The 16,968-nt window shown below is 68.0% G+C and carries 16 protein-coding genes; 7 read left to right on the plus strand and 9 right to left on the minus strand.

All coding sequences use genetic code 11. The features are described from left to right. Positions 1 to 14: 14 nt before the first annotated feature. Positions 15 to 887, plus strand: a complete 873-nt coding sequence (locus ACYVLV_RS05045; protein ID WP_460808166.1) for an acyl-CoA thioesterase — start codon at positions 15 to 17, stop codon at positions 885 to 887. Positions 888 to 917: 30 nt separating this feature from the next. On the opposite strand, the gene ACYVLV_RS05050 is transcribed toward ACYVLV_RS05045, so the two are convergent. Next, a complete protein-coding gene (locus ACYVLV_RS05050; protein WP_460808167.1) occupies positions 918 to 1,835 on the minus strand; it encodes a MaoC/PaaZ C-terminal domain-containing protein in 918 nt (305 codons plus the stop codon). Next, on the minus strand, positions 1,835 to 3,169 hold the full coding sequence (locus ACYVLV_RS05055; RefSeq protein ID WP_460808170.1) for a 3-oxoacyl-ACP reductase: 1,335 nt from the start codon (positions 3,167 to 3,169) through the stop codon (positions 1,835 to 1,837). Before ACYVLV_RS05055 ends, ACYVLV_RS05050 begins: the two co-directional genes overlap by 1 nt. Before the next feature lie 151 nt (positions 3,170 to 3,320). Here ACYVLV_RS05055 and ACYVLV_RS05060 point away from each other — a divergent pair, with 151 nt between their 5' ends. Next, positions 3,321 to 4,604, plus strand: coding sequence for an acetyl-CoA C-acetyltransferase (locus ACYVLV_RS05060; RefSeq protein ID WP_460808171.1), 1,284 nt, complete (start codon positions 3,321 to 3,323; stop codon positions 4,602 to 4,604). A gap of 73 nt (positions 4,605 to 4,677) precedes the next feature. Here ACYVLV_RS05060 and ACYVLV_RS05065 read toward each other — a convergent pair whose 3' ends face one another. Next, complete coding sequence (locus ACYVLV_RS05065) at positions 4,678 to 5,373, minus strand: TetR/AcrR family transcriptional regulator (RefSeq protein WP_460808173.1); 696 nt, start codon at positions 5,371 to 5,373, stop codon at positions 4,678 to 4,680. A 72-nt stretch (positions 5,374 to 5,445) separates the two neighbouring features. Here ACYVLV_RS05065 and ACYVLV_RS05070 point away from each other — a divergent pair, with 72 nt between their 5' ends. Continuing rightward, on the plus strand, positions 5,446 to 6,825 hold the full coding sequence (locus ACYVLV_RS05070; protein WP_460808174.1) for a flavin monoamine oxidase family protein: 1,380 nt from the start codon (positions 5,446 to 5,448) through the stop codon (positions 6,823 to 6,825). On the opposite strand, the gene ACYVLV_RS05075 is transcribed toward ACYVLV_RS05070, so the two are convergent. Beyond that, positions 6,810 to 7,448, minus strand: coding sequence for a hypothetical protein (locus ACYVLV_RS05075; RefSeq protein WP_460808176.1), 639 nt, complete (start codon positions 7,446 to 7,448; stop codon positions 6,810 to 6,812). The two genes, ACYVLV_RS05070 and ACYVLV_RS05075, sit on opposite strands and share 16 nt — an antisense overlap. A 166-nt stretch (positions 7,449 to 7,614) precedes the next feature. Between ACYVLV_RS05075 and ACYVLV_RS05080 the strand changes: the two genes are divergently transcribed. Then, on the plus strand, positions 7,615 to 8,292 hold the full coding sequence (locus tag ACYVLV_RS05080) for a YdeI/OmpD-associated family protein (RefSeq protein WP_460808177.1): 678 nt from the start codon (positions 7,615 to 7,617) through the stop codon (positions 8,290 to 8,292). Between the two features lie 107 nt (positions 8,293 to 8,399). Here ACYVLV_RS05080 and ACYVLV_RS05085 read toward each other — a convergent pair whose 3' ends face one another. From ACYVLV_RS05085 to ACYVLV_RS05105, 5 genes are all read right to left on the minus strand, one after another. Then, the gene (locus tag ACYVLV_RS05085; protein WP_460808179.1) at positions 8,400 to 8,765 is read right to left on the minus strand and encodes a hypothetical protein; all 366 of its coding nucleotides are present in this window, start codon (positions 8,763 to 8,765) and stop codon (positions 8,400 to 8,402) included. 155 nt (positions 8,766 to 8,920) lie between these two features. Beyond that, positions 8,921 to 10,978, minus strand: coding sequence for a choline BCCT transporter BetT (gene betT / locus ACYVLV_RS05090; protein ID WP_460808181.1), 2,058 nt, complete (start codon positions 10,976 to 10,978; stop codon positions 8,921 to 8,923). A gap of 185 nt (positions 10,979 to 11,163) precedes the next feature. Continuing rightward, positions 11,164 to 12,702 (minus strand): ATP-dependent DNA ligase, encoded by a 1,539-nt coding sequence (locus ACYVLV_RS05095; RefSeq protein WP_460808182.1) that lies wholly within the window; start codon positions 12,700 to 12,702, stop codon positions 11,164 to 11,166. A gap of 20 nt (positions 12,703 to 12,722) precedes the next feature. Continuing rightward, positions 12,723 to 13,334, minus strand: a complete 612-nt coding sequence (locus ACYVLV_RS05100; protein ID WP_460808183.1) for a TetR/AcrR family transcriptional regulator — start codon at positions 13,332 to 13,334, stop codon at positions 12,723 to 12,725. 74 nt (positions 13,335 to 13,408) lie between these two features. Beyond that, entirely contained in the window at positions 13,409 to 14,194 is a 786-nt protein-coding gene (locus ACYVLV_RS05105) for an enoyl-CoA hydratase/isomerase family protein (RefSeq protein WP_460808184.1), read from the minus strand. Positions 14,195 to 14,234: 40 nt separating this feature from the next. Between ACYVLV_RS05105 and ACYVLV_RS05110 the strand changes: the two genes are divergently transcribed. The 3 genes from ACYVLV_RS05110 (at position 14,235) to ACYVLV_RS05120 (ending at position 16,963) form a co-directional block, all read left to right on the plus strand. Continuing rightward, positions 14,235 to 15,167: a DNA-3-methyladenine glycosylase family protein gene (locus ACYVLV_RS05110; protein WP_460808186.1), complete on the plus strand. Its 933-nt coding sequence runs from the start codon at positions 14,235 to 14,237 to the stop codon at positions 15,165 to 15,167. A 150-nt stretch (positions 15,168 to 15,317) separates the two neighbouring features. Next, positions 15,318 to 16,121 carry an MlaE family ABC transporter permease gene (locus ACYVLV_RS05115; protein WP_460808188.1) on the plus strand — a complete coding sequence of 268 codons (804 nt, stop codon included), beginning with the start codon at positions 15,318 to 15,320 and terminating at the stop codon, positions 16,119 to 16,121. Then, a complete protein-coding gene (locus ACYVLV_RS05120; protein ID WP_460808189.1) occupies positions 16,121 to 16,963 on the plus strand; it encodes an MlaE family ABC transporter permease in 843 nt (280 codons plus the stop codon). Before ACYVLV_RS05115 ends, ACYVLV_RS05120 begins: the two co-directional genes overlap by 1 nt. The last annotated feature ends 5 nt before the right edge of the window (positions 16,964 to 16,968 follow it).

Genomic DNA, 16,968 nt, shown 5'->3' on the forward strand with positions numbered 1-16,968 from the left:
CGATGACCGACCAGGTGACTGACCCCCCGGCCGACCAGGCCGCCAACGAACTCGTGGGTCTGCTCGACCTCGAGAACCTCGATGTGGATCTCTTCCGCGGTAGTCATCCGGTCTCCGACCGCCCCCGGGTGTACGGCGGGCAGGTGGCCGCGCAGGCGCTCATCGCGGCGTCCCGGACGGTAGAGGAGGGTTTCGAGGTGCACTCGCTGCACTCCTACTTCCTGCGACCTGGCGACTACCAGGTCCCGATCATCTACGACGTGCAGCGGATCCGCGACGGGCGCTCGTTCCTGACCAGGCGGGTCACCGCGCGGCAGCACGGCCGACCGATCTACCACCAGACCCTGAACTTCCAGAAGCCGGAGGAGGGGTTGAGCCACCAGGACCGGATGCCTGAGGTGGGCTCGCCCGAGGACGGCTTCGACATGGTCGAGCTGATGCGCCAGGGCGGCAGCCCCGAAGCGGACGCCCTGGGCAAGGAGTGGGCCGCCCTCGACGTTCGCTGGCTGGGAACGTCCGGTCGCGGCCTCGAAATCGACCCGGCCCATCCCGCCCAGGCGCGCATGTGGATCCGGATCAAGGGGGAGCTCTCGGACAACCCGTTGGACCACCTCGGCTTGTTCACCTACGCCAGCGACGTCAGCCTGCTGGGGGCCTCGCTCGTGGCTCACCAGACGAGCCCGAACAACGTTCAGATGGCCTCCCTGGACCACACCATCTGGTTCCACCGGCCGTTCCGCGCCGACGAGTGGTGGCTCTACGACCAGTGGTCGCCCTCCTCCCAGGGTGGGCGCGGGCTGTCGCTCGGCCACGTCTGGCAGGCCGACGGGACCCTGGTCGCCACGGTCGCCCAAGAAGGCCTGATCCGACCCCGCGCCGAGAAATAGGCGCGGGACCGGATCTCACCGGCGTGGGTGCTACAGAGCGGTCGTGGTTCCCACGACGTGCGGAGCGCCGCTCTTGGGGTTCTTCAGCGCGAACGCGTAGCCGTCGACCGGGGAGCCCTGGGATCCGTGGATCGGCTGGGCGCCGAAGGAGACCTTGCCGGGCAGCAGGATCGGCGTCTTGAACGCCACGTCGACGCGAACCGCGTCTGGGAGGCGGTTCTCGAGAGCGGCGATACAACGGGCCTTGCTCCACATCCCGTGCGCGATCTGACGCGGGAAACCCAGCGCCTTCGCGGTCACGGGGTAGAGGTGGATCGGGTTGTGGTCACCGGAGACGGCGGCGTACTTCCGACCCAGGTCGGCCGCGACCGGCCAGGTGACACCGGTGCGATCCACATCGGGGAAGGATGCGCCGGTCGAAGCCGACTCATCGCCCTTGCCGCGGCGCAGGTACGTCGAGGTGCTCTCCCAGACGATCGCATCGTCACCCTCGGCGCGGACGGTGGTGACGAAGTCGTAGACCGCGCCCTTGGGATGCGCCCGGGCCGGGCTCACCTGGGTGGCAACGACCAGACGCTCGCCGATCGCGATGGGCCGGTGACCGGTGATGGAGTTCTCCAGGTGCACGGTGCCGATCGCGGGGGCGGGGAACGCCGAGTCCGTCATGATCGCCATGTGCAGCGGGAAGGCCAACATGTGCGGGAACGGCAGCGGGACGGTGTCCTTCTTGGGGAAGCCGCACACCGCGGCGTACGCCTCCACCTGCTCGCGCTCGACGGTGACCGCCGGGCGGTCGTAGGCCAGACCCACGAAGCCGTCCCGGGATGCCTTCTTGATGCCCGGCAGTCCACCGATGACCGGGAGGGAGGGCAGCGCCGCCTTGAGCAGCGTGCCGACCCCGCCCGAGGTGGACGTCAGCGTCTTGGACTCGATGCTCTGCTCGGCCATCAGGCGCCCAGCATCATCTGGCCGCAGACGCGGACCACGTTGCCGTTCACGGCGGCGGAGGCGGGGTTGGCGTACCAGGCGACGGTCTCGGCGACGTCGACCGGCAGACCACCCTGCGCCATGGCGTTCAGGCGCTGACCGACCTCGCGGGTGGCGAAGGGGACCGCCGCGGTCATCGCGGTGATGATGAAGCCGGGGGCCACGGCGTTGATGGTGATGCCGTCGCGCAGTTCGTCGGCCAGGGAGTCGACCAGGCCGATGACTCCGGCCTTGGAGGCAGCGTAGTTCGTCTGTCCGACGTTGCCGGCGATCCCGGCGATGCTGGCCACGCCGACCACCGAGCCGCCCTTGTTGATGACGTCCTGGTCGAGCAGCTCGCGGGTGATCAGCTCAGGGGCGGTCAGGTTGACCGCGATGACGGAGTCCCAACGGTCCTCCTTCATGTTCGCGAGCTTCTTGTCGCGCGTGATGCCGGCGTTGTGGACCACGACGTCGACCCCCTGGTGGTTGGTCTTCAGGTGGTGGGCGATCCGCTGGGGGGCGTCCTTGCCGGTGATGTCGAGGGTGAGCCAGTCACCGTCGAGCTCCTTCATCAGGGCCTGAAGCTCGCTGGCGGCCTGGGGTACGTCGACGCCGACGACGGTCGCGCCGTCGCGGTGCAGGACCCGGGCGATCTGCTCACCGATGCCCCGGCTGGCGCCGGTGACCAGGGCGATCTTGCCCTCGAGCGGCTTGATCCAGTCGGTCACGGCGGGGGCCTTCTTGGTCTTGTGCGCGCCGATGCGGATGACCTGGCCGGACACGTAGGCCGACTTGGGGGACAGTAGGAAGGCCAGGGTGCTGGTCGCGGCGGCCTCGGCGCCCTCAGCGACGTAGACGAGCTGCGAGGTGCTGCCGCGGCCGATCTCCTTGCCGAGGCTGCGCGTGAAGCCCTCGAGGGCGCGCTGAGCGACCCGCTCGGATCCGCTGACCTGCTCGGGCGGCGTACCGATGACGACCACGCGCGCGCAGGACTCGAGGCTGCGCATCAGCGGGGTGAAGAAGTCGCGCAGGGCGTTGAGGTCCGCGGCGGAGGTGATCCCGGTGGCGTCGAAGACGAGGCCCTTGGCCTTGGCACCCTCGGCGAGTTCGGTCGCGGACGGGATCCCCACGAGGTCGAGCAGGCCCGGCAGGGACTCGGCGAGCCGTCCGGCTCCACCCAGGACCACGGTGCCGGTGACCAGGGGAGCACCTTCGGTGTAGCGCTCCAACTTGGTCGGGTTGGGCAGGCCGAGGTTCTTCACGACGAGCTTCCCGATCGCTGAGTCGGTGAAGCCGAGGTAAGCGTCGTTCATGAGAGACGGTGTCCTTGCTGTAGAGATCAGTGGGCTGGAGAGATCGGTGGTGTCAAGGCTCATGTAACTCCAGGTGTAACTCTGAGTCCACATTTCGTGACGTGCCCCTCATTGCCTTCTCAGACGGGGGATCGCGGGACAGGATGGGGCTATGAACTCCAGCACCCGTCGTGTCGCCATCATCGGCGGCAACAGGATCCCCTTCGCCCGCTCCAACTCCGCCTACGCCGACGCGTCCAACCAGGAGATGCTGACGGCCGCGATCGACGGCGCCGTGACGCGCTTCGGCCTCGAGGGCGAGCGACTCGGAGAGGTCGTCGCCGGCGCCGTGCTCAAGCACGCCCGCGACTTCAACCTGACCCGTGAGGCGGTCCTGGGCTCCAAGCTCTCGCCCGAGACCCCCGCCACCGACATCCAGCAGGCGTGCGGCACCGGCCTCCAGGCCGCCATCCAGGTCGCCAACAAGATCGCCCTCGGCCAGATCGACGTCGGTCTCGCCGGCGGCACCGACACCACTTCGGACGCACCGGTCGCGATCAGCGACAAGCTGCGCAAGAAGCTGATGAAGGTCAACGCCGCGAAGGACACCAAGGGCCGCCTGACCGCTCTGGGCTCCATCCGCCCGGGCGACATCGGCATCGAGATCCCCCAGAACGGCGAGCCCCGCACGGGTCTGTCGATGGGCGAGCACGCCGCGCTGACCGCTCTCGAGTGGCAGATCACCCGTGAGGCCCAGGACGAACTGGCTGCTGCGTCGCACCAGAACCTCGCCGCGGCGTACGACGCCGGCTTCTTCGACGACCAGATCACCCCGTTCCGCGGGCTCGAGCGCGACCAGAACCTGCGCGGCGACTCCACCGTCGAGAAGCTCGCCAAGCTCAAGCCCGTGTTCGGCAAGGGCGAGGCCGCCACCATGACGGCCGCCAACTCCACCCCGTTGACCGACGGCGCCTCCGTGGTGCTGCTGGCCTCCGAGGAGTGGGCCAAGGAGCGCGGTCTTCCCGTGCTCGCCTACATCACCGCGCACGAGACCGCTGCGGTCGACTACGTGCACGGTGGTGAGGGTCTGCTGATGGCTCCGGCGTACGCGATGCCGCGGATGCTCGAGCGGGCCGGCCACAAGCTTCAGGACTTCGACTTCTACGAGATCCACGAGGCCTTCGCCTCCCAGGTCCTCTCGACCCTGGCCGCCTGGGAGGACCCGGTGTTCTGCAAGGAGCGCCTCGGCCTCGACGCACCGCTCGGTTCGATCGACCGCAGCAAGCTCAACGTCCACGGCTCCTCGCTCGCTGCGGGTCACCCGTTCGCCGCGACCGGTGGTCGCATCCTCAACGTGCTGGCCAAGCTGCTCTCGGAGTCGGGTTCCGGCAAGGGCGTCATCTCCGTGTGCGCCGCTGGCGGCGTGGGCGTGACCGCGATCCTCGAGCGCGACTGATCCTGTTGAACCGCTGAACCCCGGCGCCGAGCATCACGCTCGGTGGCCGGGGTTCTCGCGTTGGTGGGGTCTTTCAGCCGGTGGCGATGGCCAGGGCCGAGGTGACCAGGTAGGCCCGGACCTGATCGGCCGTGATCTGACCGACTGTCGGGATGCCCGGCGCCGACTCCTTGACCAGGATGCCGACGCGGGCGAGTTGGAGTGCGCCCAGCCCGGTGGCGTAGAAGGTGTTGGCCAACAAGGTGGCGTCCGCCGAGAGGGTGAACTCACCCGACGCGGCGCCGTCCTCGAGGGCGGCCGAGATGACGGCAAGGCAGCCGGAGATTCCGCGCCCGAGACGGAACAGGGCGCTCTCGGACAGTTCGCCGAGCAGCTCGTCTCCCGTGCGGCCCATCAGGGACTGGGCACAGTCCACGAAGGCCGGGTGGGCCACGCCGTAGTCGACGAAGGCTCCGACGAGAGCCGATACGCGCGCGTGGGCCTGCGCCGTCGTGGCGAAGGGGGCATCGGCTTCGAGGAGCACCTCGCGCAGCTCGGCGAGATAACTGACCAGCGTCAGGGCGAAGACCTCCTCCTTGCCGGAGAAGTGTCGATAGATGATGGTCCGGTTGATCCCGACCGCCTGTGCGATGTCCTCGATCTGGGCATCGCGCACGCCGCGCTCGTCGAACAGTGCTCGGGTGGCCGCGACGATCTCGTCCTCGCGGGCCCGACGACGGGTGGCCGCAGCGGTGCGACGGCCGTCGGTCGCGGGAGTCGTGGTCGCCATGGCCCGACCCTACGGCGGATGTAACCCGAAGTTGCACGAGTGTGACGCGACCGACGCAGGCAGACTCTGCCCATGACTCAATTCGGGACGATGACCCAGTTCGACTGTGACGTCGTCGTGGTCGGTGCAGGACTGTCCGGCCTGACCGTGGCCCGCGACCTGACCCGCGCAGGGCTCGACGTCCGGGTGCTGGAGGCCCGCGACCGGGTGGGAGGCCGGATCCTGCCCCACGCACTCGGCCCCGGCGCCGAGAACGTGGTGGAGTTGGGCGGGCAGTGGCTCGGTCCGACCCAGCATCGTGCCCATGCTCTGGCTCGTGAACTGGGTCTGGCCACGTTCGCGACATACCTCACCGGCGAGAACCTCTTCGAGGACGCTCGAGGACGAGTACGTCGCTACTCCGGGACCATCCCGAAGCTGAACCCGGCCGTCCTGGCGGACTATGCACAGGCCGCTGTACACCTGGACCGCCTAGCGCGCAGGGTCGATCCGGCTTCGCCGTGGTCGGCGCGAGATGCCGGACGACTGGACGGCACGACCTTCGCCACCTGGATCCGTCGGGCCGCCGTCACCGCGACGGCTCGAGAGGCGTTCGTGGTCGGGTGTCGGGCCGTGTTCTCGGCGGAACCGGCCGATCTGTCGCTGTTGCACGTCTGCTTCTACCTCGCGAGCGCCGGCGGTTGGGACGCCCTTCTCGACACTGACGGGGGCGCTCAGCAGGACCGTCTGGTGGGAGGTTCCGCCCTGCTGGCCGACGGCTTGGCGGCGGAGCTGGGGGAGCGGGTGGTGCTGGAGCGGCCGGTCCGCACCATCACGGTGCGGGACGGGTACGTCGACGTCGACGGGCTGGTCGCTCGCCGTGTGGTGGTGGCCCTTCCGCCGACCCTGGCGGGTCGCATCGTCTATGACCCACCGATGCCGGCATCCCGGGATCAGCTGACCCAGCGGGTGCCCATGGGCAGCGTCATCAAGATGATGGCGATCTACAAAACCCCCTTCTGGCGTCGACAGGGACTCACGGGCTCGGCGACCAGCCTGACCGGACCGGGCCAGATCGTCTTCGACAACACCCCGTCCACGGGAGCGCCCGGCGTACTGCTGACGTTCCTGGAGGGCAGCGAGGCGCGGGAGTGGGGTCGGCGATCGGCGTCTGAGCGACGCGACGCGGTGTTGGGGACCCTGGCTCGGCTCTTCGGGCCCGAGGCGTCGAAGCCGGTCGAGGTCATCGAGCACGACTGGGGGAGTGATGAGTGGAGCCGAGGCGCGTACGCCGGGGTGATGGGCCCGGGCACCTGGACCGCCCATGGTCATGCACTGCGCAACCCGCTCGGTCCCATCCACTGGGCCGGTACGGAGACCGCGACCCGGTGGGCCGGCTATTTCGACGGCGCGATCCAGGCCGGGGAGCGGGCGGCGGCCGAGATTCTTCAGGTGCTTCAGGAACAGGCGTAGGCGTCTCGGCTGACGTCCACGTGGAGCTGGGCGTGACCGGCGTACTCGGTTGCTTCCTCGATGGTGTCGGCCTCGAGGGTCAGCCGTGCCCAGCCGACGACGCGCTGCGGATGACTGGGCAGCGCGGGGTAGGTGTTGTTCGACGTGGACCACTCGTCGATCGCGGTGTCGAGCGTGTCCCACCGGTCGGCCGGGTCCTCCCACGAGCCGCCCAGCACGTCGTCGACGACGCATGGGTTCGGGGAGTCGGTGTCAGCCAGACCGGGCTGACCGTCGAGCCCGGGGAGAAGGCCGCTGCCGGTCCCTCCCGTGACGACGTCGTTGTTCGTGGCGTCGCCGTAGTAGGGCCCTTCGCTCCCGACCACCAGGTTGATCACACCCTCGGCGGCCTCCTGGGCCGTGGCCAGGTCTCCGGTGCCGGCCCACGTGTCCAGTTGGGTCTGGACGGCTTCGATGCGGGTCAGTGCGGTTGCGCTCGTCGCTCTTCCCGAGGTGGCATCCGAACTCGAACTCGGACTCGGACTCGGAGTCGGGCTCGGATCACCACCCTCGCTCTGGCAGGCCGTCAGGCCGACGAGCAGGCTCGCGAGAAGCACCGTGGGGACCGACGACTTGGACAGCACGGGTCGAGGCTACGCGCCGAGCACGAGGTCGAAGCTCCGGATGATGTCGATGACGGTGCGTTCGGAGAGCCCGCCGGTGCGTAACGCGTCGGCGGTGTGGGGCATCTCGGCCCGCAGAGTGTGGCGACCGAGTGACGAACTCGGCAGATGCCAGCACACTCGGTACATGGCACGTGACCAGGCAGAGCCCGAGACTCCGGGTCGGATGGGCGGCTCGGCCGAGCGACCCGCGCGGTTCTTCGACAACCCCGAGGAGTTCGCTGCCTGGCTGGCCCTGCACCACGACACCGAGACGGTGCTGTGGATGGGCTTGAAGAAGAAGGGCGTCGTTGATCGCGGACTGACCTGGGAGGAGGCGGTCGTCGAGGCGCTGTGCTGGGGATGGATCGACTCGGTCGTGCAGCGCATCGACGATGAGTCCAGGCGGCAGCGGTGGACCCCTCGCAAGAAGACTTCGCACTGGAGCCGGGTCAACCTCGGTCTCGTCGAGAAGCTGCGGGCCGAGGAGCGGATGCAGCCAAGCGGGTTGGCGATCTGGGAGCAACGCAGCCGCGAGGAGGCGCCGTACAGCCATGAGCGACCTTGGGCCGGACTACCGGACTCCTACGCCGAGGCACTGGCTGCATCGCCGGCGGCCACCGCCTTCTGGGAGGCCTCGACCGCGACCTACCGCAAGGTCTGCGCCGTGTGGGTGACCTCAGCCAAGCAGGACGTCACCCGCATCCGCCGGATGACACAGTTGATCGAGTGTTGCGCCGAGGGCGTGCTCGTGCCGAACCAGCGCTACGGAGACATTCCGAGGTGGGTGGAGCGGGCCGCGGCTGCCGCGGCAGAAGCGCGATGACGTCGCTCGCGGTGATGACACGCGCCAACGATCGAGGGTGGGGGAACGGCGTTGTCGGTCGACGAGGAGTTCAGGTTCTGAGCCCTCCGCTGGGGCTATCGGTTGGCTCAGTCCAGTCGAGCGTCGACCCAGCCGACGAACTGGCTACCAATGCCCAGGGTCTCTTCACGATGGTAGCCGTGCAGCGGCGGCGGTAGGTCGGAGTGCTGATGGGAGTCGCAAGAGAGGTAAGTGAACGTCGGCCACCATTTCTTCGGCCGGGCTTTCTCAGCGAACCCGCAGACGTTGCACACCAGTTCGACCCACACCGGCTTCTTGCCGGTGCGGTTGGCACGGGACTGGACCAGCCACGGCGGCGGGTTGTCCTCGATCTCACCCAGCTGGGCTTCGGTGAGTCTGGTGGGCAGGCCGTGCCGGGTGGCCATCTCCAAGGGGATGTTCAAGCGTTGGGCAGCGTCGCGTCGTGTGAGCATCGCGCTCAACGATAGTCAGTGCCGCTGACAGGACATTCTTCGGAGTTGCTACCCGTGCCCAGGTCTGGGTCGCTTCGTGGCGCTCGACTGCAGCGCCGCATCTCGGATGCAGTCTTCCGACAACTCCTCACAGGGGAGATTCGGGATGGGCGAAGTCAGGCGAGGCGCAGGAACTCCAGATGCCGCTCGTACTGATCCAAGCAGTCGTGGATGACCTGAGCCGAGGAGTAGCCCATCACGTCGTAGTCCTGGCCCCCTCCTGCGGTGTGGACTTCGAGTCGCCCGTACTGATCACGCGACCCGATCATCCGACCGCCGTACGTCGGCACCGGCGACTCTCTGACCTGGACCCGGTAGACAAACGAGTCATCGGTGGTGGTGCCCAACTGGACCCACGCCAGGTTCTGATTCTCCCCTTCCTCATCCGGGGCCCCGGTCCCCGAGGTGACTGCGGCCGGTACGCCCTCGTCCCCGAGACTGTTCGCGACCTCGGTGAGGGTGGGCTGGATCACCTGCTCCAGGTACGACGTCGCCTCGGCCACATCGACGAAATTCACCGCGCGAGCCAACCGCCCCTTCCACGAGGATCCCAGTTCCTCGCCCTCGTGTGCTCCGCCGCGTGTCGACAACATGGTGGGATGGGAGTGTGCGCCTGAGTCGGCCCTTCTGCCCTCGACGCGCAGCGCCTTGAACAGCCCCCACATCACGAGCAGAATCACGAACGCGAACGGCAGCCCGAAGATGACGGTGGCGTTCTGCAATGCATAAAGTCCGCCCGCAGCCAATGCCGCGATGGTCAGCAAGCCCGTCGTAGCCGCCCAAACGATGCGCATCCACGGGGCGGCATCGTCCTGGACCGAACGCAGTTCGGACGACAGGTTCGCCATCACCAGAGCCCCCGAGTCCGCCGAGGTGACGTAGAACAACAGCCCGACCAGGAACGAGACCGCGATCACGACGCCGGAGAGCGGATAGTCCTGGAGCAGGCTGTAGAAACCTGCCTCCGGCGAAGCAGTAGCGGATTCAGCAAAACTGGTGTCCCCGCCCCGGATCCGGTCGAGGGCAGCATTGCCGAAGATCGAGATCCACATCACGATGTACGTGAACGGGATGATCATCGTCCCGGCCACGAACTGACGGATCGTGCGACCCCGCGAGATCCGGGCCAAGAAGAGCCCGACGAAGGATGCCCAGGCAATCCACCAAGCCCAGAAGAACAGCGTCCACAGCGACATCCACTCGGTGGCATCGCTGAACGCGAAGGTCTCGGTCGTCCGGCTGGCGAAAGTCTGGGTGTAGTCGCCGACGTTCATCACTACCGCGTTGAGGATGAACCCGGTACGCCCGGTGACCAGCACCCAGCCGGCGAGGGCCAGGGCCAGGATCACGTTGAGCTGGGACAGGATCCGGATCCCCTTGTCGACACCGGTGGTCGCCGAGATCGCCGCCATCACTACTGCCAAGACGATCAGGGCTGTCTGTACGCCGATCCCGACGGGGACGTCGAAGAGCACATTGAGGCCCTGGTTCAGGAACACCACCCCGATCCCCAGGCTGGTGGCGACCCCGAAGATGGTGCCGAGTACCGCGGCGGTGTCGACGGCGTGCCCGAGTCCGCCGTCGATCCGGCGACCGAAGACTGGGTAGAGCGCAGAGCGTACGGCCAGCGGCATGTTGAGTCTGTAGGTGAAGTAGCCCAGAGCCAGCCCCATCAGTGCGTACAAACCCCAGCCGGAGAGTCCGTAGTGGAACAAGGTCCACACGGTGGCCTCACGTGCCGCCGCGGTGGTCTCCCCGACCCCGGTCGGCGGCGTCATGTACTGACTGACCGGCTCGGCAACGGCGAAGAACATCACATCGGTGCCGATTCCGGCGGCGAACAACATGGACGTCCACGCGAAGGTGGAGAACTGAGGCTTGGAATGGTCCGGGCCCAACTTGATCGAGCCGTAACGAGACAGCGCCAGATAGACCACGAACACCAGCACCGTCGTGGTCAGGGCGATGTAGAACCAGCCAAACGCGTCCACGACCCAGGCAACCCCGTCCCCCAGAACCGACACAGCCTGATCGGGAGCCCAGATGGCCCACACCGCCATCACGAGCACGCCCAGCACCGCGGGAATGAAGACCGGCTTGCGCACGGGTGGACCATCGAGCAGAAACGCCCACCGGGAGCGGTGCTGGGTGAGTTCCGCGGACTTGACGCTCATGACACCTCATCGTTGTGGCGGATCTGGCCGTTGCGTGGGTCACCCGATGGGTAGAGCGGGGTGTACCGGCGGTAGCGGTAGGATGGCACCTCGGTCGCTGCGGCGAGCGGATCACTGCCCAGGATGAGATCGGCGGCGGTCTCTCGCGCTGGAAGGTCTCACGGTGATGACCGGGCGGATACGACCTACAGAAACGATTGCACGGTGCCGATCGTGTCGGCCTCGTCCGGGCCCTTGTCCTCGCGATAGCGCACGACGCGGGCGAACCGGAGCGCGACGCCCCCCGGATAACGGGTGGACCGTTGGGCGCCGTCGATGGCGATCTCGACGACCTGCTCGGGACGCACCGGTACGACGTAGGACCCGGTGCCCTCGGTGGCCAGTTCGGTGAAGCGTTCGGTCTGCCAGGCCAGAGTCTCGTCGGTCATCCCCTTGAAGGTCTTGCCGACCATGACGAGCCCGCCGTCCGGGTCCCGGGCACCGAGGTGGATGTTCGAGAGCCAGCCGTTGCGGCGCCCGGATCCCCATTCGACGGCGAGGACCACGAGATCCAGGGTGTGCACGGGCTTGACCTTGATCCAGCCCGAGCCTCGCCGGCCAGCGGCGTACGTCGCGTCCAGGCTCTTGACCACCACACCCTCGTGCCCGGCTGCCACGGCCTCCTGAGCGAAGGATTCGGCGGCCTCGGGGTCCGCGGTCACCAGCCGGGGGACCCGGGCCGCTTCCGGGATCAGGGCATCGAGGGCCGCTGTGCGCTCCGAGCCGGGGGAGTCGAGCAGGTCGCGACCGTCGAGGTGGAGCAGATCGAAGAAGTACGGCGCGAGCCCGGCCTGGGTGGCCTCGTCGCCGTCGTGCCGGGACGTGCTGGAGGCCGTGTCCTGGAAGGCGCGCGGTCGACCCTCGTCGTCCACCGAGAGCGCCTCCCCGTCCAGCACGAACGACTCCGCCGACAACGATCGCGCGAACTCCACGAGTCCCGGCAGCCGTGAGGTGATGTCGTCGAGGCTTCGGGTCGCGATCTGCACGTCGTCGCCGTGGCGGTGCACCTGGATACGGATCCCGTCGAGCTTGGTGTCCACGGCCACCGGCACCGCGGGGTCACCCGACTGGATCTTGGCCACCGCCTCGGCGACCGTCGGCGCACTCGAGGCGAGCATCGGTTGCACGGGACGGCCCACTTTCAACCCGAACCGGGCCAACCCGTCCTCACCCTCGGCGAGCGCGGCCACGGCGATCGCGACGGTCGAACCCGCCAACATGGCGGCCCGACGAACCGCCGTGACCGGCACCCCGCCCGCCTTGGCGAGCCCGTCCTGGACCAGCGAGTCCAGCGCACCCTGGCGGACCTCGCCGGTGACCAGGCCTCGCAGCCAGGTCTGCTCGATCTGCGTCGCCCGCCCGAACAAGTCGGCTACGGCGTCGGCCCGCGCCGCCTGCGAACCGGGACCGGCCAGAGCGGAGATGGACTCGAAGGTCTCGTGCACCTCCACGACGCCCAACGATGAAGTCTCCGCGGGAGGGGGCAACGAGGAGACCCCACGCATGCCCAACCCCGTACGCCGCTGCCGCAGGCTCCCGGCGAGGTAGGACACGACGGTCCGGACCTCTTCAGGGTCCTGGGGGTCCACCCGGCTCAACAGTGAGGCGAGCGCCTCCGTCTTCGCCTTGCGCGAGCGGGTCTGGGAGACGGTCTGAGACGTGGCGACCAGGTCGGACAGATGCATGGTCACATTGTCTACGGGTCTTAGAAATCGCTGTCCTCCAGGACCGCCGAGTTCACCGCGCCACGCACGACCTGCTCGAAGATGGTGTCGAGGTCGTCGACCACACCGCCGAAGTAGCCGCTGGCCTCCAGGGAGACGAAACCGTGCAGCGCAGAGAAGATCGCCATGCCGGTGGCCAGTGTGCGTTCCTCGGGCAGACCCGTGGAGCGGACCATGACCCCGAGGGCGTCGATGACCCCACTGGCGGCGAGCAGGAACCCGTCACGGTCGATGGGGGGCCGGGTCAGGGCGGAGTACCGCTGGGGGTAGCGGCCCGCGAAGTCGCGCAGGGACCGACTCAGCACCCGCAGACCGTCCGCGCCGGCGTGCCCCATGGCCGCATGAGAGACCTGGCGGGACAGCATCTGCATCGCTCGCACCTGCACCTCGGCCTGCAGGTCGCGCAGGTTCGCGACATGGTTGTAGAGCGAGGAGACCCGCGTGTCGAGTTCCCCGGCCAGCATGGTCATCGACAACGCGTCGTACCCGCTGCGATCCACCAGGTCCTCGGCCGCCTGCAGGACCGTTTCGTGATCCAGTCGCGGGCGCCGCACCTTGGGTCGAGCCTCGGCGCTTCCTAGAGAGCTGTTCATGGTTGCTCGTCTCCAGAGTCAGATTGTCATGAAACAGATTCGTCTCAAGATGAACGACTATAGGGCCTCCGCTGTCACTGATCCGATGGCAACGACGTGAAGTCGGGTTCGCGTCCCTCCGCGAAGGCCGTGAGGGCCTCGAGGTTCGCAGGCCCGCCCATCAGGTCGGCGAAGGCCGCGTTCTCCCGGTCCCGGGCTGCGCGGATCTCGTTGCGCAGCGGCTCGGTCATGGTGCGTTTGACCGCTACCAGCGAGGAGATGGGCCGCGAGGCCAACAGTTCGGCGTGCTCGCGAGCCTGAGGGAGAAGGTCCTCGGGCTCGCACACCTTCCACACCAGGCCCATCTCGAGCGCCTCCGCAGCCGAGATCCAGGAGGCGGACAGCAGCATCCACGCGGCGTTCTGGTGTCCCACCAGGCGGGGGAAGAGGTACGACGAGGCCGCCTCGGGCGCGACTCCCAGCGAGGTGAACGGGCACTTCAACTTCGCGGTGCTCGACATGAACGCGAGATCGGCGAAGCCCAGGATTGTCGCCCCGATTCCCAGGCCGACGCCGTTGACGGCGCAGATCAGCGGCTTGGGGAAGTCCACCAGCGCATCGAGCAATCCGACGAAGCCATGGCGCCCCGGCACGAAATCTGGGTCGGTCGCCCGAGCGTGCATCTCCAGCAGGTCCGTGCCGGCGCTGAAGCCGCGCCCGTTGCCCGTCAGGAGTACGACGGCCACCTCCGGATCGAGGGCTGCCGCGCGCAGAGCATCGGTCGTCGCGTCATACAGCTCTTCGTTGAACGCGTTCAACGCCTCGGGGCGGTCCAGGGTGATGGTGCGAACCCGGCGGTTGTCGTCGATGGTGAGCGTCATGACAGCACACTAGAACGTGTTCCACTCCTAGGGTGGGGGCATGGTCGAATCCCAGGAACGCATCTGGCGACCGGATTGGCCGTGTCCCGCTCTGGCGGTCCTTCGCCAGCACCGGCGCGGTGGCGGCGACCCCACCTTCCGGGTCGACGGGAACACGATCTGGCGGGGGATGCGGACCCCGGCGGGCCCCGCAACGCTCGCGGTGACCGCCAAGGACTCGCTGGCCGAAGTCCACGCACGCGCCTGGGGCGACGGGGCGCAGTGGGCGCTGGATGCGGTCCCCGATCTCCTCGGAGCCAGCGACGACTGGTCGGCCTTCGAGGCCCGCCACCCGGTGCTGATCGAAGCCCAGCGACGACACCCTCACGCCCGCCTCGGGCGCAGTGGACTGGTGATGGAGTCCCTCGTGCCGTCGATCATCGAGCAGAAAGTCACCGGGCAGGAGGCCTTCGCGGGCTTCCGGATGCTGGTGCAGCGCTATGGGGAGGTCGCACCCGGTCCCGGTGCGGAGCAACGACTTCGCGTCCAACCCGATCCGGCGACCCTGCGCACCATCCCTTCGTGGGCCTGGCTGCAGATGCACATCGACCACTCTCGGTCCCGCACGATCCTCACCGCGGCCCGGGTGGCCGAATCGTTGGAGCGGACCATCACTCTTCCCGGCGAGGAGGCGGAGCGCCGCCTGCGGTCGCTGCCCGGCATCGGGGTGTGGACCAGTTCCGAGGTGCGCCAACGAGCCTTCGGGGATCCCGACGCCGTGTCCTTCGGGGACTACCACGTGGCCAAGGACGTCGGGTATGCACTGACCGGCGCGCCGTTCGACGACGCGGAGATGGCCGAGTTCTTGGAGCCGTGGCGACCGCAGCGAGGGCGGGTCCCGGCGCTGATCGGTCTGGCAGGACTGCACCGACCCCGGCACGGACCCCGGATGGCCCCCCGCGAACATCTACCAGCGAACATTCGACGACGGTAATCCTGTTGCACGTCGGCAATACCTGTTACTCCGCGTCAGAGGTATGTAAAGTGCTGGACGTCACACACCGCACGAGCATGGGAACCACATGGGGCTACAACGCTGTCCAGCAACGGGCGCGCCGCGAAACGGCGCCCTCACGTGGGCGCTATGAGTGCCGTGAGTGCCCTGGCCGGGCGCACCCACGACGGCGTGGTGACCACCGGGAAGCTGGTGACGCTGGCGGTCGAGTCACTTCAGGCTGCCGGTTCCGACATCGTCCGTGGACGCTTCTCCTGGTCGGAGTTCTTCCTCCAGGCCTGGTTCATGACCCGCGTCTCGCTGGTCCCCGCGATCCTGGTGGCCATCCCCTTCGGCGTGATCACCTCGGTGCAGATCGGGGCGGTGGCCGGTCAGGTGGGCGCCACCTCCTTCAGTGGGGCGGTCAACGGGATCGGGGTGCTGCGCCAGGGCGCGCCGCTGGTGACCTCCTTGATCATCGCCGGAGCCGTGGGTGCCGCCATCACCTCCGACATCGGCGCCCGGCAGGTGCGCGAGGAAATCGACGCGCTCCGGGTGATGGGCATCAATCCCGTCCAACGCATCGTCGCCCCTCGCGTCCTGGCGGCCCTGGTGGTCTCGCTGCTCCTGACCGTCGTGGTGGCAATGACGGCCATGGTCACCGCCTTCATCCTCAACGTCAGCAACGGGTCCATCTCGGCCGGCGCCTACATCGAGTCCTTCGTCGGATTCAGTCAGCCCACCGACCTGTTCCTCGCTGAGTTCAAGGCGCTGGTGTTCGGCTTCATCGCCACCATCGTGGCCGCCCACAAGGGCCTGAGCGCCAACGGCGGACCCAAGGGGGTCGCGGACGCGGTCAACCAGGCCGTCGTCCTCAGCGTGATCCTGTTGGCGGTCGCCAACGTGGCGATCACCCAGATCTACGTCATGCTGGTCCCGGCCGGGGTGGCCTGATGGCCAGCCGCGTGGGCAACGCGGCCGTGCGATCGGCCGACGGGGTGATGGGGGCCCTCGCGACCCTGGGTGACTTCGTCTCGTTCAGCGCCAAGGCGATCGGCTCCATCCCGAGCACCCTGCGTCTCTACCCGGCCGAGATGCTGCGGCAACTCAAGGACATCGCCTGGGGCAGTGGCGCCATCGTGGTTGGCGGTGGGACCGTCGGGGTGATGGTGTTGCTGTCCATCGCGGCCGGCACATCGCTGGGTATCGAGGGTTTCAACGGGCTCGAGCTGGTGGGCCTGGCCCCGCTGACCGGCTTCATCTCCGCCAGCGCCAACACCCGCGAACTGGCCCCCATCATCGCGGCGCTCGCGCTGGCCTCCCAGGTCGGGTGTCGGTTCACCGCGCAACTCGGCTCGATGAAGATCCATGAGGAGGTCGACGCCCTCGAGGTGATGGCCGTCCAGCCCATGCGCTACCTCGTCAGCACCCGCCTGATCGCCACGATGATCGCCATCCTCCCGCTGTACACCGTCGGCCTGATCGGCTCGTACGTCGCCTCGCAGGTCTCAGTGGTGGTGCTGTTCGGGCAGTCATCGGGTCAGTACGACCACTACTTCTCCACCTTCATCCAGGGTCGTGACGTGGCGCTCTCGGTGGTGAAGATCCTCATCTTCGCCCTCCTGGTGACCCTGATCCACTGCTGGTACGGCAGCAAGGTCTCCGGCGGCCCCCAAGCGGTGGGGGAGGCGACCGGTGCCGCCATCCGGGCCAGCATCGTCGTGGTGATCATCGTGGACATGATCCTCACCCTGATCTTCTGGGGCGGCGACCCCGGCTTCCGGATAGCGGGGTAGCGGCC

This window comes from Nocardioides salsibiostraticola (assembly GCF_054783655.1).